The organism is uncultured Nostoc sp., from assembly GCF_964245445.1.
In the GTDB taxonomy this organism is placed as follows: Bacteria; Cyanobacteriota; Cyanobacteriia; order Cyanobacteriales; family Nostocaceae; genus Nostoc.
Map to the genome: position 1 here is coordinate 38098 of NZ_CAXTNE010000012.1, position 18728 is coordinate 56825.

Annotated in this window: 21 protein-coding genes and 1 tRNA gene; 11 read left to right on the forward strand and 11 right to left on the reverse strand. The window is 43.5% G+C overall.

Translation table 11 applies throughout. The features are described from left to right. The first annotated feature begins 202 nt into the window (after positions 1 to 202). Positions 203 to 802: a guanylate kinase gene (gmk, locus tag ACFE90_RS03695; RefSeq protein ID WP_375497864.1), complete on the forward strand. Its 600-nt coding sequence runs from the start codon at positions 203 to 205 to the stop codon at positions 800 to 802. A gap of 71 nt (positions 803 to 873) precedes the next feature. On the opposite strand, the gene ACFE90_RS03700 is transcribed toward gmk, so the two are convergent. From ACFE90_RS03700 to ACFE90_RS03710, 3 genes are all read right to left on the reverse strand, one after another. Next, complete coding sequence (locus tag ACFE90_RS03700; protein WP_375497831.1) at positions 874 to 1395, reverse strand: photosystem I reaction center protein subunit XI; 522 nt, start codon at positions 1393 to 1395, stop codon at positions 874 to 876. A gap of 241 nt (positions 1396 to 1636) precedes the next feature. Further along, positions 1637 to 1771, reverse strand: a complete 135-nt coding sequence (locus ACFE90_RS03705; RefSeq protein WP_335084304.1) for a Photosystem I reaction center subunit IX — start codon at positions 1769 to 1771, stop codon at positions 1637 to 1639. 39 nt (positions 1772 to 1810) lie between these two features. After that, positions 1811 to 2308: a Photosystem I reaction center subunit III gene (locus tag ACFE90_RS03710; protein WP_375497833.1), complete on the reverse strand. Its 498-nt coding sequence runs from the start codon at positions 2306 to 2308 to the stop codon at positions 1811 to 1813. A 271-nt stretch (positions 2309 to 2579) separates the two neighbouring features. Between ACFE90_RS03710 and tsaD the strand changes: the two genes are divergently transcribed. Then, positions 2580 to 3629, forward strand: coding sequence for a tRNA (adenosine(37)-N6)-threonylcarbamoyltransferase complex transferase subunit TsaD (tsaD, locus tag ACFE90_RS03715; RefSeq protein WP_375497835.1), 1050 nt, complete (start codon positions 2580 to 2582; stop codon positions 3627 to 3629). 84 nt (positions 3630 to 3713) lie between these two features. Here tsaD and ACFE90_RS03720 read toward each other — a convergent pair whose 3' ends face one another. After that, positions 3714 to 4631 carry an alpha/beta fold hydrolase gene (locus ACFE90_RS03720; RefSeq protein WP_375497837.1) on the reverse strand — a complete coding sequence of 306 codons (918 nt, stop codon included), beginning with the start codon at positions 4629 to 4631 and terminating at the stop codon, positions 3714 to 3716. A gap of 113 nt (positions 4632 to 4744) precedes the next feature. Further along, on the reverse strand, positions 4745 to 5464 hold the full coding sequence (locus tag ACFE90_RS03725; protein ID WP_100899857.1) for a hypothetical protein: 720 nt from the start codon (positions 5462 to 5464) through the stop codon (positions 4745 to 4747). A 559-nt stretch (positions 5465 to 6023) separates the two neighbouring features. On the opposite strand from ACFE90_RS03725, the gene ACFE90_RS03730 reads away from it, so the two are divergent. The 6 genes from ACFE90_RS03730 to ACFE90_RS03755 all read left to right on the forward strand — a co-directional run bounded on the left by ACFE90_RS03730 (position 6024) and on the right by ACFE90_RS03755 (position 10982). Then, a complete protein-coding gene (locus ACFE90_RS03730; protein WP_100899858.1) occupies positions 6024 to 6575 on the forward strand; it encodes a GNAT family N-acetyltransferase in 552 nt (183 codons plus the stop codon). A gap of 298 nt (positions 6576 to 6873) precedes the next feature. Then, positions 6874 to 6947: transfer RNA gene (locus ACFE90_RS03735), tRNA-Pro, on the forward strand. Positions 6948 to 7562: 615 nt separating this feature from the next. Further along, complete coding sequence (locus tag ACFE90_RS03740) at positions 7563 to 8381, forward strand: Tic22 family protein (protein WP_375497840.1); 819 nt, start codon at positions 7563 to 7565, stop codon at positions 8379 to 8381. Positions 8382 to 8407: 26 nt separating this feature from the next. After that, positions 8408 to 9292 carry a peptide chain release factor N(5)-glutamine methyltransferase gene (gene prmC / locus ACFE90_RS03745; RefSeq protein WP_375497842.1) on the forward strand — a complete coding sequence of 295 codons (885 nt, stop codon included), beginning with the start codon at positions 8408 to 8410 and terminating at the stop codon, positions 9290 to 9292. 50 nt (positions 9293 to 9342) lie between these two features. Then, positions 9343 to 9942 carry an L-threonylcarbamoyladenylate synthase gene (locus ACFE90_RS03750; protein WP_375497866.1) on the forward strand — a complete coding sequence of 200 codons (600 nt, stop codon included), beginning with the start codon at positions 9343 to 9345 and terminating at the stop codon, positions 9940 to 9942. 98 nt (positions 9943 to 10040) lie between these two features. Beyond that, the gene (locus ACFE90_RS03755) at positions 10041 to 10982 is read left to right on the forward strand and encodes a sensor histidine kinase (RefSeq protein ID WP_375497844.1); all 942 of its coding nucleotides are present in this window, start codon (positions 10041 to 10043) and stop codon (positions 10980 to 10982) included. Here ACFE90_RS03755 and ACFE90_RS03760 read toward each other — a convergent pair. From ACFE90_RS03760 to cimA, 6 genes are all read right to left on the reverse strand, one after another. Continuing rightward, positions 10945 to 11415 carry a GNAT family N-acetyltransferase gene (locus ACFE90_RS03760; protein ID WP_375497846.1) on the reverse strand — a complete coding sequence of 157 codons (471 nt, stop codon included), beginning with the start codon at positions 11413 to 11415 and terminating at the stop codon, positions 10945 to 10947. The genes ACFE90_RS03755 and ACFE90_RS03760 overlap by 38 nt on opposite strands. A gap of 91 nt (positions 11416 to 11506) precedes the next feature. Next, the gene (locus ACFE90_RS03765) at positions 11507 to 11920 is read right to left on the reverse strand and encodes a hypothetical protein (protein WP_375497848.1); all 414 of its coding nucleotides are present in this window, start codon (positions 11918 to 11920) and stop codon (positions 11507 to 11509) included. 71 nt (positions 11921 to 11991) lie between these two features. Further along, entirely contained in the window at positions 11992 to 12978 is a 987-nt protein-coding gene (gene secF, locus ACFE90_RS03770; RefSeq protein ID WP_375497850.1) for a protein translocase subunit SecF, read from the reverse strand. After that, positions 12975 to 14387, reverse strand: a complete 1413-nt coding sequence (gene secD, locus ACFE90_RS03775) for a protein translocase subunit SecD (RefSeq protein WP_375497852.1) — start codon at positions 14385 to 14387, stop codon at positions 12975 to 12977. Before secD ends, secF begins: the two co-directional genes overlap by 4 nt. Positions 14388 to 14525: 138 nt before the next feature. After that, positions 14526 to 15509, reverse strand: a complete 984-nt coding sequence (locus ACFE90_RS03780) for an alpha-ketoacid dehydrogenase subunit beta (RefSeq protein WP_190892814.1) — start codon at positions 15507 to 15509, stop codon at positions 14526 to 14528. 221 nt (positions 15510 to 15730) lie between these two features. After that, positions 15731 to 17419, reverse strand: coding sequence for a citramalate synthase (gene cimA / locus ACFE90_RS03785; protein ID WP_375497854.1), 1689 nt, complete (start codon positions 17417 to 17419; stop codon positions 15731 to 15733). A gap of 75 nt (positions 17420 to 17494) precedes the next feature. On the opposite strand from cimA, the gene ACFE90_RS03790 reads away from it, so the two are divergent. The 3 genes from ACFE90_RS03790 to ACFE90_RS03800 form a co-directional block, all read left to right on the forward strand. After that, positions 17495 to 17833: a 2Fe-2S iron-sulfur cluster-binding protein gene (locus ACFE90_RS03790; RefSeq protein WP_375497856.1), complete on the forward strand. Its 339-nt coding sequence runs from the start codon at positions 17495 to 17497 to the stop codon at positions 17831 to 17833. A gap of 16 nt (positions 17834 to 17849) precedes the next feature. After that, positions 17850 to 18248: a hypothetical protein gene (locus tag ACFE90_RS03795; protein WP_375497858.1), complete on the forward strand. Its 399-nt coding sequence runs from the start codon at positions 17850 to 17852 to the stop codon at positions 18246 to 18248. A 105-nt stretch (positions 18249 to 18353) separates the two neighbouring features. After that, the coding region (locus ACFE90_RS03800) for an FAD-dependent oxidoreductase (RefSeq protein ID WP_375497860.1) at positions 18354 to 18728 on the forward strand (375 nt) is incomplete at its 3' end.

Genomic DNA, 18728 nt, shown 5'->3' on the forward strand with positions numbered 1-18728 from the left:
TTATGTCACCCTTGCTACAAATTCTTTAGTCTCTAGTACAATCCGGCGGAAATAAATCTACTATTTTATTACAGCCAGAAAGACCAAAATTAAAGTAGGCGTGACTTTTGACTTTTGACTTCCGCCTTGCGGTACTAGTGGACTTGGCCAGGAACACAAGACTAATAAATAATATCTATTGATTGATTCACAGGTTGAAGGGATGATGCCAGTTTTACCTATCCAGAGTATTGCTACTACCGAAGAACGCTTAAATTTAGGCAGGTTGATTGTCTTAACTGGACCCAGTGGGGTCGGTAAAGGCACTTTAATGCGATCGCTTTTAAAACGTCATCCAGAACTTTATTATTCCGTATCCGTGACGACTCGTTCTCCCCGTCCGGGAGAAATCGATGGCAAAGATTATTACTTTATCAGCCGCAGTAAGTTTGAACAATTACTTACTGAAGGTGAATTTTTAGAATGGGCAGAATTTGCTGGGAACTATTATGGCACTCCCCGTGAAGCTGTACTTAACCAAATTCATTTTGGTAAGTTGGTGGTGCTAGAAATTGAGTTAGAAGGAGCAAGACAAATTCGTACTTCCTTCGCCAGTGCCTTTAGCATTTTTATTTTACCGCCTTCTTTTGATGAATTAGAGAAACGGATACGCGATCGCGCCCAAGACTCTGAAGAAGCGATCGCCCGTCGTCTACTCCGCGCCCAAGAAGAAATTCAAGCCGCAGATGAATTTGATATTCAAATCGTTAATGACGATTTTGAAACTGCTTTAAATGACATTGAAACGGTTCTGTTTAAATAAGTTAGGAGTTAAGAGTTAGAAGTGATGAATTTAAACTCCTAACTCCAAACTCCTAACTCCTCATTTCTAAATTAACCAAATAAACCTTGAATTAGACCCAGATTGCTAGTCAAAAAGTAAGCAACTACTGCACCACCAATTCCACCAATTAAGAAAGAACTGGCGAAATTGTTCCAGCTTTCTTTAGAGTTAAAAGCATCTGCTGGAAGATTGGGTACAGTAACACTAGGAAGTGCTTTGGGCGGATTGCTATTCGCGTACAGGGATAGGCCTGCGGTAAGAACAACAATCAAGCCGATGGCTGATAGTAACCCAGCTAAGTTAGCATTAGCTGTATCCCGCAGTGGGCCCAATTTGGCAAAGGGGCCAAATATCCAGTAACCATGAGCTGCTCCTATTTCTAGCGCACGTCTTCCAGCGCTAAGACCTGGACGATAAGCAGGTAAGTTATTAATGAACCACTTGCTTAAGGGAGAAGCATTAATCGGGGTTTCTAGATTACCCTTCTGCGGATCGCGGAATGCGGGAAAAACAACTTCCCGATTTCTGGGATCGCTGGGGAGATTCTTTGATGCATCTACTGCTTGTGCCATATTTTATGTTCGCCTCTAAATTTAAAATGGTGGCATTTTTATATTAATAATAATTGTCGCTAAAGATGTTTTTTGCGTAATAAGTTTAGAAAAATTAATTTAGCTGCTGTCAAAACTTTGAAACTCGCAAGCTGGTTTCAGGATCGCGAGTTTCAAAGAATTAATTTGTTAATAGTTTAGTTAGTAGTTACTAGTTAATTGCTAACTAACGGCTAACAAATTTTCAAATTTTGTCTTCAACTTATGGTAGTGGGTGGAAAAGTAGGTCAGGAAACCAGTTGTTAAATAAAATCAACAAAACGGCTGTAAAAACCAAATTGACAAAAAGTAAAACTGGTCCCAAGGATAGATATTTCACGAAATAATTCTGTTGCATGAATCATTCTCCCAAATAAATCAAAAGTTGCAGGAAGGGTTAGCGTGGCGAAATGGGAATTTCTGTATCTTTAGCTACTAATTCGCCAGACAGAAATTCTTTTACGGCTGCTACAGGCCAAGTAAAGCCTGAGAGCATAATTGGCAGTGCCAAAGGCACTTCAATGATTACTTCTTTCAATTCCACGTTGCTGCCTTGTTTCTTGATCGCTTGCAGGTAAGCACGACCTACCCAACCAATCCAACCAGCAATATAAAGGAAGAGAATGCTGGGAATTAGGAAGTCACCAGCATGATCTAAACGACCATCAACAATCAAGTGGGGATAACCCTCAGGACCACACAGCTCTTGAGAATAACGCTCAAATCGCTTTATCCCTGATTCCGGGTCACCTGTGGTATTACGGGCATTAGCTGCTAGCTGTTGAAAAGCGGGATTGTCCCTACACGGTGTCAAATTTGCCCCTAAAGCTTTTGCTGGGGGGGCAAAATTGAACCAAAGACAAATCGCTAAAATCAAAGCAAACAATCGTCGCATAGAGTTGTTTCCTTTTATTACAAAACAAAAAGTTCTTTGTACAAAACGAAGCGGCTTGTACAGTTGTTTATTTGCATAACTAGGAAGTCATCATACTCTTGGGTGGGAACCGAGTAAAGTTTAAGTAAATAAAAGTTAAAGCTTCTCAACCAAGTGTTTATCGAGTGCTAAGTGGTGAGAACGAGTCTTGAGTATAAGAATTGTTGTTGTAGGGTAGTAAAGAAGCAAGATTTTGTCTCTAATACTCAAAACTCAGCACTCAGCACCCTTAATGACAACCGTTTTAGCAATAGAAACCAGTTGTGATGAAACAGCAGTCGCAATTGTTAACAATCGTAAAGTTTGCAGCAGTATTGTAGCCTCGCAAATTCCAGTCCATCAGCAGTATGGCGGGGTAGTGCCAGAAGTAGCGTCTCGCGAACACTTGGAAACGATAAATGTTGCGATCGCTCAAGCCTTAGAGCAAGCCCAACTAGACTGGGATAAAATTGACGCAATTGCTGCCACTTCTGCCCCTGGACTCGTAGGAGCGCTGTTGGTGGGGTTAACTGCTGCCAAAACCCTGGCAATGGTACACAACAAACCATTTTTGGGAGTTCATCACCTTGAAGGTCACATTTACGCAACTTATTTGAGCGAACCAAGTTTAAACCCCCCTTTCTTGAGTTTATTAGTTTCTGGCGGACATACAAGCTTGATTTGTGTCAAAGATTGTGGTATGTACGAAACGCTAGGACAAACTCGTGATGATGCTGCCGGTGAAGCCTTTGATAAAGTGGCGCGATTGTTAAAGCTGGGTTATCCGGGTGGCCCAATAATTGACAAGTTGGCACAACAGGGAAATTCCCAAGCCTTTGCTCTACCAGAAGGAAAAGTTTCTTTACCTGGTGGGGGGTTCCATCGTTATGATGCAAGTTTTAGTGGATTAAAAACGGCTGTATTGCGTTTAGTACAGCAGTTAGAAAAAGATGGTGGACAAGTGCCAGTGGCAGATGTAGCAGCTAGCTTTCAGGAAACCGTCGCGCGATCGCTAACTAAAAGAGCGATCGCCTGTGCCCTAGACTATGGTCTAGACACAATTGCAATAGGTGGCGGTGTAGCAGCGAATAACGGTTTGAGAAAAAACCTCCAAGCCGCCGCCATTGAACATAACCTACGCGTCCTATTCCCACCTCTAAAATTCTGTACCGATAACGCTGCCATGATCGGCTGTGCCGCCGCCGAACATCTATCTCGTGGTCATACATCCCCCCTCACACTGGGCGTTGAGTCTAGGTTAGCCCTTACCCAGGTGATGAAGTTGTATCAACCTATTGAGTAGTCATTTGTCATTTGTCATTTGTCAGGAGAGAATAACTTTCTGTTTGCTCCAATGCCCAATGCCCTATGCCCCATGCCCCATGCCCTATGCCCTATAACTATTGACTATTGCTCGGATGTGATCAGCCACTGCATCCGGCTGTTCTAACATAGCCAGGTGTCCGCAATTAGGAATTTCCAGAACATTGTCACCACAATATTGGAACAGTCTGTGAAAGCTAGCTAAATGGCGCACGTACTTAGGTTCCATTACCTTATCTTCGGCACCAGCCAAAAAATAAACTGGCTGTTTCAATTGGGATACTAGTTCAGGTAAACGATTGATTTCTTCTTCGGTTGTAGAGTCTAACAGACTTCCCAGAGCTGCTTCTGGGTCAGCCACAACAAAATCTATTACCCGTTGACGTGCCCAATGGCGCTCCAAAGGACGAGCGACACTGGCTCTGGTAAACAACAAATCAATCAAAGGTACTTGGGACAGCCAGCGCGGGCGAACTTGCAAAAATTTCTGACCCGCCGAGCGAAACTGCTCAAAGGCTTCTTTGAGGTAAATACCACCGCCAGCGTTGATACAGATCACTCCTTTAACACACTCAGGTATTTGATCTGCTCCCCAAAGAGCGATCGTGCCTCCCAAAGAGTGACCAATGAGCCAAGCACTTTTAATATTCAACTGTTTCAGGAGAATTGCTAAATCCTGAGCATAGGCAACAGGAGTATAAAGAGAATCGATTGTTGAGCCAAGCGCACTACTGGAGATGGGCGTTAAACTCAAAGACATTTCTGCCCGACTAAAATCGGTTTTTACCTGAGACTGGGATTCACCAAAACCCCGCAAATCATAGGAAAGGCACTGCAAATCATCTGATAGGCGGGAAATCACAGGTTGCCAATATCCACGGCTATTGAGCCAACCGTGGATAAATACTAAAGCATCGGGGCAGGAAGTGGGAGCCGTTAGCTCGTATGCGTGTGGAACGCCCAAGATTTCGATAGTTGCCATACTTATATCGTAACCTTAAGGGCGGGTGCGACTAAATACGGAGTGTGAAGAGTTAGAAATTAGAAGTCAGGAGTTTGGAATTGTTAATTTTTAACTCATAACTCATAACTTTTTCATTTATCCAGCAACCTCTGTCGCACCCCTTCAGCAATTTTGTGACCCAGATATTCAGGAATAAGACTTTCATTCGGCCCCAACAAGTACAGAATTAGCCGTGTACGTCCGCGCCAAACCAGTAAATTTGCATTGACTACCAGCAGGTCTTCCTGCCAGATGGCGTACATCACTTTGTAGAATAATCCTGGTTGATTATCGGCTTCAATCATTAGGGCAGGGAGATGAAAGACCGGATCGACATAGAACTCAGTTTGTACCTGCTCTAAGCCAGTATCAAGATTGAATTCTACTGCCAGCATCTCTTCTACCTCAAACCGACCTCCTAAAGCCTCACGAATAGCACGACAGACGTTTTCTGCGGTTTTCTCGGTTAAGGCTTTACTACCACGAGATACCAACAGTTTAATAAAAACTAACATTGGCGGACGAATCTGACCGTATAGACTCAGACCGTGAATAGTCAATCCATAAGCTGCTAGTACACCAAAAATATCGCTGAGAAGAAAAGACTGGTTACGGTAAGCAAAATGCAGGGCACTTTTGCTACCTTCAGGTTTCAGTTCAATAACAGCGCGTCTAGTTTTATAGAGACGGTAGGCTAGCCGCAAATTTTGCAGTTGAATCTCACTGCTGACGAATTGCTCATAAAACTGAGGAAACGCTCGGTTAAAGCGTTTTAGGAGTTCCAGTGTCGAAGATTTTAAACCAGAAGCCATTGTTAAGGGTAAGACTCGCTTGCTTTCATCACTTGGGGACTAGGGGCTAAATGTTAGGGACTGGGGACTGGGGAAGAATTTTCTTAAATACTCAATTTCTTGTATGCAATTCACTCCTAAGCTAACGTGCATTTAAGCTCTATACGAGCAATTTCCAGGATTAGGTTTTTCCATTTTGAATTTTGAATTACAGCAGTTTGCTTTTTAAGCGAGCTACAAAATGCAAGACTTACGCATCAGATATTCAGACCTCCCCTCCTGCCCCCTGCCTCCTATCTCCTGCTTCAAAACCCGCAGCTTCGTACTTCATGCAAAAAAAAACTGCTGTATTTATATCCTTACCCTTTTGGTGAATTTCTCCTAGCCTCCACAACAAAATGCTAAAGTTGAAAATGATTGGTGTGAAACACGCCCTAACTGGCTGTTACCATTGCAAATCCCGAAAACAACCGAAAAAATTTGAGTGTAAAAGGTAGTAAATGGGGTAGCGATGTTAGACGTGAATCAACACTCCTAAGAGTGGAAACCAATTCAGTTATACTACCCGAACCACGTTGGCATGGGTTTTTGGAAAACTTGGTTTAGTACTCCTGAATCTGTAGCGCCTAGTAGGACAAACCCCTTTGAAGAATATAGAGCCGATGCTGCGGGCAACTCCAACTCCAGCAGCCTTAGCGAAGCTTCTTCAAAGGAGACTCGCATCGTCTTTAGTACGGAGCGAGACATTGACCTTTATGAGCTAGAAGAACTCTGTGATGCAGTTGGTTGGTCGCGTCGTCCTCTAAGAAAAGTGAAAAAAGCTATTGAGCATAGTTTTCTCGTCGCCTCAATGTGGCAGGTGAGAGGAAACCAAAAGCGGCTCATTGGTTTTGCCCGTGCTACCTCAGATCACGCGTTTAATGCAACTATTTGGGATGTCGTGGTTCACCCAGACTTTCAAAGTCAAGGACTGGGCAAGGCACTGATGAAATACGTTCTCAAAAAACTTAGGAGTGAAGAAATTAGTAATGTCACTCTCTTCGCTGACCCCCATGTTGTAGATTTCTACCGAACTATGGGGTTTATGGCTGATCCGGAAGGCATTAAAGGCATGTTCTGGTATCCTCACTAGCGCTTAATCAAAATCAAACCCGATTTACACAAGAAAATCAGGTAAAATAGCGAAAATCTATTATTTTGATGTGGTTTTGCTTTTTTTCTGCCGACGAAGGCGCAAGTATATATCTTGTAAAACTAAGTCGGCACAAAACCTTTATCAGTAAAAAAATGTAATCTATCTTGTCTTTGGCAAAGGATAAAAAAGATTAGGCATAAGCGGTCTGATGTGATATAGTTATCTTAATGCTTTTGGTAAAGTGCGATCGCTTTGATGGGATAAAACCAAATCACAAAAAGCAGATAAGTATAAACGGGATGTAGCGCAGCTTGGTAGCGCGCCTGCTTTGGGAGCAGGATGCCGCAGGTTCAAATCCTGTCATCCCGATTTTTGAAATAATTAACATACTTAACAGCTAAGGTGGATTGATTAAAGCTGTTTTTCTAAGATATGCAATTAAATTGTAAATTTTTTCCGATAAGAACAAATTGCCTGTTATAGTGTTGAGTTATGTATTGAAGCCTAACAGGCAAATTTCGTTTTTAAGCAGTAAGATATTGCTGACACTAAGCTTTGTATAGATTTGACAAGATATTAAAGCAAGCGGGATGGAACGATTGATTAAGTAATAGCGTCACCCCATATTAGCGAAAGCCAGATAAAATGAATGGCATTTACTCAGAGCCAAGGTCGAGATACAGAAAGACTTTTGACTGTTTAAGAAGACATATAATAGGCATCTACAGCATTTCGTCGTGAAAAATAAAACGAAATCGAGAAAAACACAACTTTCGCACAGTCAATTTTTCAAAAGGCTATTATAGCAACCCTAAATAGTTGCGGAATCTTGGATTTTGACCGTTGACGGTTAACGCTCAACCTCAACGCGCACAATGAATTTTTCACAATTGAAATAGATTGCTATATAACTAAAGCTAGTTAGTGCTGTGCAACATCCAACCATTTGTTTAATTAATTGGACTATTAATACGAGGAGCAATCATGAAATCGTTTATTCGCTTGGGCGCAACATTGGGTATAGCTGGCACTGTATTTTTAACAGGGCTTTCAGGAATAGGTAATCTACCAGGAATAGGCAATCAAGAGGCGATCGCGTTGCCACAAGATCAGGTAGTGAAAAAGCTCCAAGAAGTACCTGTATTCACGCTTACCAATCCTAAAGGCGAATTCGTAGTTCTTTCGAGGAACAACGCATCTAAGCCAATCTCGCAAGTGGGATTTTTTATTAGCAAGCAAGATGCCCAAAAATTCCTTGACAATCGGCTTAAGAAAGAAAACCCCCAATTGGCAAGCACACTACAGGTAAGACCTTTGTCCTTGGCAGACTACTATAAAATAGTCCAAGAAAGCAAAAAGAAATCAGACTCTGTAATTTATACTTTAGTACCGACGCAAGCACAGGTAGCTTCAGCAACAAGTATGCTGAATCAAAATGGTAAAAAAGGGGAGCAATTTAATGGTATTCCCTTATTTGTACCCAAATTTAAGAAAGATAATAGCTATTTGACGATTCCCGTCCCCAATGGTAAAGAGCGGTATATCCCTTTCTTTTTTGAGAAAGAGCAAGCAACGGCTCTGTTAGACGAATTCAAAAAAGCCGTGCCAAAGGAAGGAGCCAACACTGAAATTCAGGTGGTGGATTTGTACGGTGTTATGGAGGCTCTCAATAGCAGTACCGACCCTAGTATCAATAAAATTGTTCTCTATCCATCGCGGGAGTCGATCAATTTTATTCGCTCGCTTGCACCGAATCAATCTCCAGCTGCCAAGCCTGCTGCTGCACCTGCTCCGAAAAAATAACGGTTATGCACTTCCAAGGTTGAGGCATGGGGGAGAAACATCTGATATCTGGTTTACAACTATGGCAGTGGCGCAATACTGCTCAACAAGCAGCGATCGCCACTCATGTCCCACCTGCCGACGTAGACTGGTTGCTCTTAGAAGTTGCTGGGTTAGACCGCTTGGCGCTGCGTTTGGAATCCTTTAAAAACTGGCCCCAAATTCAGCTGCAATTGCCTCTAGAAGAGTTAGATCATCTGTGGCAGAGGCGATTAAATGACCGCCTACCAGTGCAGTATATTGCCGGAGTTACACCTTGGCGTAACTTTCAAATTGCAGTGTCAAGTGCAGTTTTGATTCCCAGACCAGAGACAGAATTCCTAATTGATTTAGCTTTAGCATCTGCCAGTAATGCTTCAGGACACTGGGCTGATTTAGGCACTGGGAGTGGAGCGATCGCTTTGGGATTAGCAGATGTCTTGCCAGCAACAATTCATGCTGTTGATTACAGTTTAGAAGCTCTGGCGATCGCCCAAACCAACGCCCGTAATTTAGGTTTTGCTGACCGGATTAAATTTTATCAAGGTTCCTGGTGGGAGCCACTGACATTTCTCAAAGGTCAGTTCAGTGGTATGGTGTCGAATCCCCCTTATATACCCACCAGTACCTTACCTACTCTGCAACCAGAAGTAGTTAACCATGAACCACATCTAGCTTTGGATGGTGGCACTGATGGCTTAGATTGCATTCGCCATTTGATAGAAATTTCTCCCAGCTATTTGCAACCTGGTGGCGTGTGGTTAATTGAGATGATGGCAGGACAGGCGGATGCAGTGCGAGAACTTTTACAAAATCAAGGTAGCTATTGTAAAATTCAAATTCACGCTGATTTAGCTGGAATTGAGCGCTTTGCTGTGGCTTATAAAAGTTAAAAGTTATGAGTTATGACAATTCCTCACTCCTAACTTCTAACTTTGTAAACATGACACAAGTTTCTCTAACAAATCTCATAGCTGGCGCACGCGCTGGGCTTTTGGTGAGTTTTCCCACCGATACTGTTCCTGCGCTTGCAGCTATACCAGAAAAAGCAGCATTAATTTTTGCAGCGAAGCAACGCAGTCAAGACAAACCTTTGATTTTGATGGCTGCTAGTGCTGAAGATTTGTGGCTGTATGTTAAAGGTGATGAGAACGAGTATAAAGTTTGGCAAGAACTAGCAGATAAATATTGGCCAGGAGGGCTGACATTAGTTTTACCAGCAAGCGAGCGCGTGCCAAAAGTTATGAACCCTATTGATCCAACGACAATTGGTATTCGAGTACCAAACAGTGCGATCGCTCAAACTATTTTGGCCCAAACAGGCCCCCTTGCTACTACTAGCGCCAATTTTTCTGGTCAGCCGCCTTTGCAAACGATGACAGAAATTGAGGTTCAGTTTCCCAAGGTTCTGACTTTAGAGTACCAGGGTGAAATGTCGGGAGTGGGTGTACCTTCCACCGTTGCTAAATGGACAGGAATAAATTGGCAGATTTTGCGGCAAGGTGCGGTAAATTTAGATATTTCCAATGATAACCAAATATAGGTCGCTATAATGTTGTTTTCGTGGTTTTGACAACAGATAAATCTGGAACTTTGGTTTGGGCTGTTGTGATTAATTAACAAGTTAATAATTGCCAGATTATGAATTGGAGCAACTGGATATATCTAGGAGCAGGGATAGCACTAGGTGTGATTTTCCGTCAGTTATTTGTGCGATGGCTACGCCCACCGCAGGCATCGCCTAATATTTCATCTAGCTCATCTCCAGTAGCGCCATTAGATCAAGAAGATATGCCATCAATATCGCAACAGCTACAGCAAACGCAGCTGGCATACCAGATGGCAAGAGAAATGAGCCAGTTTAAAGCTGGTTTTTTGGCGCGAACTACCCATGAATTGCGATCGCCCCTGAGTGGTCTGATAGGCTTACATCAGTTAATTTTGTCGGATCTGTGTGAAGATCCGGCTGAAGAGCGAGAATTTATTACCCAAGCTCACGAGCGCACGCTGAAGCTACTCAAGTTGATGGATGAAATTCTCAGCGTTGCGAGAACTGAACACGGTACTAATAAATTAGATATTCAGCCTAGACCATTAGCCCAAGTTTTGGAAGATGTTCATAAATTAACTTATATGCTGGCGGCCAATCGCAATTTCCCCTTGGAATTGTTACCCGCCGACCCAGAAATTTATGTTTTGACAGATTACCTCTGGCTCCGCCAAATATTGATAAGTTTAATAGACACTGCCATTATTCACATGGATGAAGGCAGCATCTGTATTTCCAGCAGTACAGCGCCTACAAGTAATTTTGTAAACATTTGGTTGGATGTACCAACCCATGCCATACCCTGGAGCGAACCGATTGATTTAATTAAATCTGAAGATCAGCCGATCCAGATTCACCAAGGAAAAGCTGCTCTTTCCCCAGGAATGAGGCTATTAATCAATCAGACTCTGGTAGAAGTTATGGGAGGAAAGTTAGAAATCCTGCCCTCGATCATTGCGAAGGAATCACCTCAAGAGATTAGCAGACTACAAATCTCTATGCCCCTAGTGATTCCTGAAGCTGAACTTCCGTAGGAGGAGCGAAAGCACGGTTAGGTTGGTTGTGTAACACCATCGTAGTGGTGGTGTTGGGTTGAAAACCAATCTTTTTGTAGAAACCCTGCTGGTGAGTAGTCATCAGGTAAACGCGCTCAACCCACTTCATGCGGGGATGACTCAAAACGGTTTCTACTAACTTACTTCCCAGCCCACTACTTTGATACTTTGGATGAATCACAACATCCCAAATGGTGGCGCGATAGATGCCATCAGATGTTGCTCTAGCAAAACCAATGAGTTGATCGCGATCGCAAACGGAAATCACTGGCTCACTGTTGGCAATGGCTATACCTAGATCTTCAATACTGCGACCTTTTGCCCAGAAAGCTGAAACGTTTAACAGTTCTTGGAGTTGGTAAAGGTCAATTTCAGACTTGCGTTCGCTAAATTGAATCTGAGACTCGTTCATGTATGGCATCTACCTTTGGACATATCTTTGTACGGTTAAGTCATATTTTGCAAGAAATTGGTGTACATATATATTCAACGAGAAAGAAAGTTTAATGACAAACCCACTTCCATAGAGGATGAGTTGCCCCCTGCTGACGTATTCGATAAACTTGTTTTTCTAAACGTTGTTTTTCCTGTTCTGGTAGTCCGAATAAAATATTTCGACTTTGCCAAACTAAAACAGCAGCAGTCATTCCAATACAAAAAGCTAAACCGAAGGTAGACAGTGGATGGTAGAAAAGTCCATATCGCACCGCTACCCAGGTAAAATATTGTTCCCACAGAGAAATTTCTGCGCGTAGACCCCACAAGCTAACAGGCGCAATTGTAAGCCACAAAAAGCCGACAAATAGCCACCTGCCATATATTGTCAGCTGGTGTAGCCTTTGTACTTGTTGAGCAAACGATGGGTCAGATTTTTCCAAGTCTGGGCCAGTAATTAATGGTTCTTTCGGTTGATCCATAGGGGAATAAAATTCCAAAGCATAGGTGAGCAATTCAAAATCAGTAAACCAATTATGAAATGCACACAAGTTTAACTATCCTGGGAACTGGTAGATGTATCAATCGGCTCTAAGCTGTCTACCACTTGGGATTGACCCCTTTCTCGCCACCAAGTAAGGAGAGTACTAGCGATGAAAATACTTGAATAAGCTCCCATCGTGAAGCCAATAATCAAAGCTAAAGAAAAGTTTCTCAGTGTTTCTCCGCCAAATAGAAAGATCGCAGATAATGTTAGCAACACGGTTAAGGTGGTGTTGATTGATCTTGTCAAGGTTTGGTTAACCGCATCATCTACAATTTCGGCAATCGGCTGTTCAGGATGGATTTTAATGGTTTCTCGAATGCGATCGTAAATTACTACTGTGTCGTTGACTGAGAAACCTGTGATGGTAAGTAAGGCGACGATAAAAAGGCTATCTACTTCGATACCCGCCACCAAACCCAAAATTGAAAAAGCCCCTACCGTGATCAAGATATCGTGCAATAGGGCAACGATCGCAAACACCGCATAATCAAACTGGAAGCGGAAGCTCATATAGATAGTAATACCGATGAAGGAAACTATCAGAGCTAATATCCCAGACCTCAACAGTTCTTTTCCCAAGGTAGGGCCGACGGAGTCAATTTGGTTTTTTTGCGGATCAAAAACACCAATTTGTTCGCTTAAAGCATTTTGCAAGTTGGTGCGCTGATCAACACTTAAATCTTTTGACCGAATTAATACACCATTTTCTGCCCCATTTTCCGAGATAAGTTGGATGCTGCTATCACCCAGTCCCTGCGCTCTAGCTACTTCCCGAACAGCGTTGATATCAATTGGTTTGTCGCAGTTAGCGGGTTTGGTACAATCTCGGACAAACTGCAACCGTGTACCACCGATAAAATCTAAACCGGGGCGTAGGGGGGAGCGAATATTGGGCTGTTGCCAAGAAATCACCATTGAGATCATACCGGCAAGAATAATAGCAGCAGAAATAGTCCACCAAAGCGATCGCGATTTGTTTATACTCAGTTTCATTGAGCCACCTCTGCCTTCTTCGATGCTGGCAGGTTTGGATAGAAAAGTTCTGTCTTCCGCAAAGAGGGAATTGAAATTGCCAAAAACAGCAATGTCCGACTACAGGTAATTGCAGTAAACATACTCACAGCCACCCCCAAAGCTAAGGTAAGAGCAAAGCCTTTGACTAAACCAGACCCCAGCCAAAACAGGGCAGCACAAGCAATCCATGTAGTGACGTTGCTATCTAAAATACTAGAAAATGCTCGGTAAAAACCAGATTCCACAGAACGATATAAGGATTTACCAGCCCGTAATTCTTCCCGCGTCCGTTCAAAAATTAGCACGTTGGCATCAACCGCCATCCCAATACTGAGGATAAAACCGGCAATTCCCGGCAAAGTTAGGGTTACACCCAATAAAGCAAAGGTTGACCAAGTTAAGAGGGAGTAAATCACTAGTGACACATCCGCAATCAGTCCTGGTAATCGATAATAAAACACCATGAATATTAATACTAAAGCTAGACCACCAACTCCAGCATAAATACTGCTTTGAATACTATCTTTACCCAAAGTTGCCCCTACTGTCCGCCTTTCTGCAATTTCTACTGGTACGGGTAATGCACCACCACGTAGCTGCACGCCTAAATCGTTGGCTTGTTGTGCGGTAAAGCGTCCTGTAATTATGGCAGAGCCACCAGTAATACCAGTGGCGGCAAATTCTATACCCACAGTAGGAGCGCTGATCAGTTCATTGTCTAGAAAAACACCAATGCTACGCCCAGTACCAGCAAGATTTTTTGTCAAATCGGCAAACAGTTGACCACCCTGTTGGTCGAAGCGAATGGCAACATGCCAGTTGTTACCTTGACTGGGTTCACCATAGGCATCCTTGAGGTATTTGCCAATTAGCGGTGGTTTGGTGCTTTCAAACAATTCTGCGATCGCTTGATTATTTTTTTGCAAATCTTCTTGATTCTTGACAATTGCTACTTTGTCAGTACTCTTTCTCAACTCTTCTTGCTTGACTTTCAATTCGGCTCTAGATGCTTGAAAAGCAAGCAGTTGAGTTTCTGTATTCGGCTTTTGGGTGCGAAATTCTAACTGCGCCGTACCCCCTAGCACCCGTTCGGCTTGCTCTGGATCGTTTACTCCTGGTAGTTGCACCAATATTTTATCTGCGCCGACTGTTTGGATCAATGGCTCAGAAACACCCAGACCATTAATCCGACCTTCGACAACTTTCTTCACACCTTCCAATTCTCGTTCGGTGATTTTGGGAATATCGGCTGATGGTTTCACCTGAATTGTGAGCTGTGAGCCTCCGCGCAAGTCCAGCCCAAGAGGTATCGGAATTGTGGCAATCACCGTAATCGCGGCGATTATCAGGACTAAAATCAAAATTAATAGTGATCGCTGTCTTTGCATACCATAACTCGCAACTGACAAAGGCTATAATAGCGCTCTTTTATGGAGTTATGAGTTGGGGAGTCGGGAGTCGGCAGTTGGGAGTCGGGAGTCGGGGTTGAATTTATTACCTATTCCCTACTCCCTATTCCCTATTCCCTAGACTCGCAACGCTACCATTTTTTCCACAGCTTCCACGATTTGCTCTGGTTGGATGATTGTTAGTCGTTCTAAGTTGCCGTTGTAAGGTGTGGGGATATCTTGGGAAGACAGCCGCAGTACTGGCGCATCTAATTCATCGAATAAGCGATCATTGATTGAGGCGATGACCTCTGCTCCAATACCCGCAGTTCGCATTGATTCTTCTACAACAATGACTTTATGGGTTTTACGTACTGATGCACCAATAGTATCAAAATCTAATGGTTTGAGAGATATTAAATCGATAACTTCTGGATCATATCCTTGTTTTTCAAGAGTTTTTACTGCTTGTAGCACATGATGCCGCATTCGAGAATAAGTAATAATTGTGACATCTTTACCCTCACGCACCATTTCTGCTTTATCTAGAGGTAGCAAGTATTCTTCTTCTGGTAAATCTTCTTTCAAGTTGTAAAGCAAAACATGTTCAAAGAACAACACTGGATTATCATCGCGGATAGCAGATTTCAGTAGTCCTTTAGCGTTTCTTGGTGTGGAACAGGCAACAATTTTCAACCCTGGCACAGCTTGAAAGTAAGTTTCTAGTCGCTGGGAATGTTCTGCGCCTAGCTGCCGTCCGACACCGCCAGGGCCACGAATTACCATCGGAATTTTAAAGTTACCGCCAGAAGTATAGCGCAGCATCCCAGCGTTGTTAGATATTTGGTTGAAGGCGAGCAGTAAAAAGCCCATATTCATGCCTTCAATGATAGGGCGCAACCCTGTCATTGCTGCTCCCACTGCCATGCCGGTAAAGCTATTTTCGGCAATGGGGGTGTCTAGAATGCGGAGTTCGCCATATTTTTGGTACAGGTCTTTGGTAACTTTATAGGAACCGCCGTAGTGTCCGACATCTTCACCGAGAACAAATACGCTGGAATCACGCGCCATTTCTTCGTCAATGGCTTCGCGTAAGGCGTTGAAGAATAATGTTTCTGCCATTTAGACCTTTTAGTACGATTATAGTTTTAGAATTTTATCGTGCTGCTGTCGCAAATACGGTGAGCGATCGCACTAGTTAGAGTTTAGGTTGTTTAAACGAACCGCATAAGCATAATAAGTAGCTATTTTCCCGTTAGCTAGAGGTAATTTAGAAGCTGGAATTACCTCTAGCTACAGCTAGGTTCTCATGTAACCTCCAACACACTAAATAGTAACTTTGATCAACTAGGAGCTTTCAAAGCTGCTTCTGTTTGGGAGTGCAACAATAAACCATATTCCAAGCCTTCCACCACTGCTTGATAAGAAGCCTCTAAAATGTTGGTGGAAACCCCTACCGTTGTCCAGCGTTGACGACCATTGCCCGACTCTACCAACACACGGGTTTTCGCCGCAGTACCCGTATGTCCGTTGAGAATCCGTACTTTGTAATCTGTCAAATCAAAGGTTGCTATTTGGGGATAAAAGTTCACCAAAGCCTTGCGTAAAGCCGCATCCAACGCAGCAACCGGGCCGTTACCTTCCGCCGCCTCCAGAATATTTTTGCCGTCAACAGCGAGTTTAACCGTGGCTAAGGCGTTGCTAGTTTCTTTCCCCTCAATCAAGTCACAGTGGACTTGAAAACCTTTGATTTCAAAAAACTTCTGGCGACCTCCTAAAGCTTCGTGCATCAACAGCGCAAAACTAGCCTCTGCTGCTTCAAATTGAAATCCTTCACTCTCCAAATCTTTGAGGCGCTGGAGAATTTGCTTGGCTTCTGCCTTCAGTTGATCGAGGTCAATTCCAAAACTGCGGGCTTTGGCTAAAACATTGCTAAGTCCAGACTGTTCAGAAATCACGATGCGGCGATGATTCCCGACTTGTTCCGGCTGAATATGTTCGTAGGTCAGGGGATTACGTTCCACGGCTGATACATGAATACCGCCCTTATGGGCAAAAGCCGAAAGTCCGACAAAGGGAGCGTGTTCATCTGGCGCGAGGTTGACCACCTCACTCACAAAACGACTAGCTTCTGTAAGTTGTGTTAGCTGGTCTTCTGTGATACAACTGTAACCCAGCTTCAATTGTAAATTGGGAATTAACGAACAGAGGTTAGCATTACCGCAACGTTCACCGTAACCATTAATTGTCCCCTGTACCATCTTTGCCCCTGCCATCACGGCGGCTATTGCGTTAGCAACCGCCATTTCCGAATCGTTATGAGTGTGAATTCCAATTTGAGGGATTCTCCTTTGTCCTACCCTGCGGGAAGCCACTGGCGCGTCTATGTCCTTGGTCATTGGTTCTTGACTAATGACGAATGACAAATGACTACTGACATCTTGAACAATTTGGCTAATTTCATGGGGTAAAGTGCCACCATTAGTATCACAAAGGACTAACCATTCAGCACCAGATGCGATCGCAGCCTCTAATGTCTGTAAAGCATAATCTCGATTGTGCTTGTAGCCATCAAACCAATGTTCGGCATCGTAGATAATGCGACGCCCTTGAGAACGGAGGTACTCAATCGTGTCACGAATCATCGCCAAATTTTCTTCTAATGTCGTCTTGAGGCTTGTTGTGACATGTAAATCCCAAGACTTACCAAAAATCGTTACCCAGCGAGTCCCCGCAGCCAAAATATCCTGTAGCATCGGTTCGGTTGCGGCAGTGGAATTGGGACGGCGAGTCGAACAAAAAGCCACAATTTCAGCTTGTTTTAGCGGATCTTCTTGGAGTTGCCAGAAAAATTGTACATCCTTGGGATTGGCACCAGGCCAACCGCCTTCAATAAAGGGAATTCCTAGTTGATCGAGTCTACGAGCAATGCGTAACTTATCTTCTATCGATACTGATAGCCCCTCGCGCTGAGTGCCATCTCGTAATGTAGTGTCATAGAGCCAAAGTTGAGGTGAAGAATTTGTGGTCATAAAACTGGGACCGACGAGACAACTTTCGAGGCAATGTGTCAATATACAACAAAACGCCAGTTTGGCAATTTAAAAATGCCTAAGGTACTAGCTCAAGGTAAAACAATTGAGTGCATAAGCAAAAGTAATCTCCGAACGATTTTGCTGCAAAATGGTATTGACCTCTACAACGACGGTGCTAAGTTAATAAACTGTCGGGGCATTGGCAGTTGCGGAACTTGCGCGGTTAAGGTAGAGGGTAAAGTATCAGCAGCGAATTGGCGCGATCAAGCACGGCGTTCGCTTCCTCCCCATTCTCCTACAACAGACTTGCGTTTAGCCTGTCAAACTCAGGTTTTAGGCGATCTGAAAGTGACAAAGTTTGATGGATTTTGGGGACAAGGTTCTCGAATAGTGTGGACACCAAAAGGTTAAAAAGGAGTAAGACAAGATGGGTAGATGGACACCATTAATTTTAATGGCTGGAGGTTTGGCCATTCTGCTTGGTACATTACTGGGCATCAACTTTCCTATGGGAGTACAAACAGCTAACGCTCCCAGTGACAAAAAATCACAAGTCCTTCCAGCTAATATCAATGTTAATAGCAGTGCTGACAGCAAGAATCAAGAAACTGCAACTGAAGGAAATGAAACAACCGAAACCAACCAAAACAGGCGCAGTATTGTAGCTCCAAGACCTGACAATAGGAGTAACGTTGCTCAGAATCCTTCTGATGACTCAACATCACCTGCTGACACTACAACAGACAACAATACAGATTCTTCACAAACAAATACGCCATCTAGCGAGACAAATCAAGGCAACGAACCAATTCGCGCTTTGTGGTAACGATAGATCCGTCTATAGTTACGAGTTATAAGTTATAAGTTATGAGTTATGAGTTATTAGTTATGTACTAATGACTAATGACTAATGACTAGTGACTAATGACTAATGACTAGTGAGATTGTAATTATTGGTGGCGGCGTTATTGGTTTAGCGATCGCCATTGAGCTAAAACTGCGCGGGGCAAGTGTCACCGTGCTTTGTCGTGACTTCCAGGCTGCCGCTACCCATGCCGCCGCCGGGATGTTAGCACCAGATGCGGAAAACATCCCTAATGAGGCAATGCATTCTTTGTGTTGGCGATCGCGTGCTTTATATCCCGACTGGACGCGCAAACTAGAAGAACTAACTGGCTTAAATACTGGCTACCGTTCCTGTGGTATCCTCGCACCCGTCTTTGAAGAGGCAGAGGGGCAGGGAGCAGGCAACAGGGAGCAAAGGGAAAATTCTTCTCCTCTGCACCCTCTCCCCCAATCCCCACTC

Coding starts and splice junctions, on each gene's coding strand:
- ACFE90_RS03740 (WP_375497840.1), top strand. CDS start 7,563: ATGAAATCGTTTATTCGCTTGGGCGCAACATTGGGTATAGCTGGCACT.
- ACFE90_RS03795 (WP_375497858.1), top strand. CDS start 17,850: ATGGGTAGATGGACACCATTAATTTTAATGGCTGGAGGTTTGGCCATT.
- ACFE90_RS03710 (WP_375497833.1), bottom strand. CDS start 2,308: ATGCGACGATTGTTTGCTTTGATTTTAGCGATTTGTCTTTGGTTCAAT.
- tsaD (WP_375497835.1), top strand. CDS start 2,580: ATGACAACCGTTTTAGCAATAGAAACCAGTTGTGATGAAACAGCAGTC.
- ACFE90_RS03765 (WP_375497848.1), bottom strand. CDS start 11,920: ATGGATCAACCGAAAGAACCATTAATTACTGGCCCAGACTTGGAAAAA.
- secD (WP_375497852.1), bottom strand. CDS start 14,387: ATGCAAAGACAGCGATCACTATTAATTTTGATTTTAGTCCTGATAATC.
- prmC (WP_375497842.1), top strand. CDS start 8,408: ATGGGGGAGAAACATCTGATATCTGGTTTACAACTATGGCAGTGGCGC.
- ACFE90_RS03700 (WP_375497831.1), bottom strand. CDS start 1,395: ATGGCACAAGCAGTAGATGCATCAAAGAATCTCCCCAGCGATCCCAGA.
- gmk (WP_375497864.1), top strand. CDS start 203: ATGATGCCAGTTTTACCTATCCAGAGTATTGCTACTACCGAAGAACGC.
- ACFE90_RS03720 (WP_375497837.1), bottom strand. CDS start 4,631: ATGGCAACTATCGAAATCTTGGGCGTTCCACACGCATACGAGCTAACG.
- ACFE90_RS03725 (WP_100899857.1), bottom strand. CDS start 5,464: ATGGCTTCTGGTTTAAAATCTTCGACACTGGAACTCCTAAAACGCTTT.
- ACFE90_RS03755 (WP_375497844.1), top strand. CDS start 10,041: ATGAATTGGAGCAACTGGATATATCTAGGAGCAGGGATAGCACTAGGT.
- secF (WP_375497850.1), bottom strand. CDS start 12,978: ATGAAACTGAGTATAAACAAATCGCGATCGCTTTGGTGGACTATTTCT.
- ACFE90_RS03790 (WP_375497856.1), top strand. CDS start 17,495: ATGCCTAAGGTACTAGCTCAAGGTAAAACAATTGAGTGCATAAGCAAA.
- ACFE90_RS03780 (WP_190892814.1), bottom strand. CDS start 15,509: ATGGCAGAAACATTATTCTTCAACGCCTTACGCGAAGCCATTGACGAA.
- cimA (WP_375497854.1), bottom strand. CDS start 17,419: ATGACCACAAATTCTTCACCTCAACTTTGGCTCTATGACACTACATTA.
- ACFE90_RS03730 (WP_100899858.1), top strand. CDS start 6,024: ATGGGTTTTTGGAAAACTTGGTTTAGTACTCCTGAATCTGTAGCGCCT.
- ACFE90_RS03705 (WP_335084304.1), bottom strand. CDS start 1,771: ATGCAACAGAATTATTTCGTGAAATATCTATCCTTGGGACCAGTTTTA.
- ACFE90_RS03760 (WP_375497846.1), bottom strand. CDS start 11,415: ATGAACGAGTCTCAGATTCAATTTAGCGAACGCAAGTCTGAAATTGAC.
- ACFE90_RS03750 (WP_375497866.1), top strand. CDS start 9,343: ATGACACAAGTTTCTCTAACAAATCTCATAGCTGGCGCACGCGCTGGG.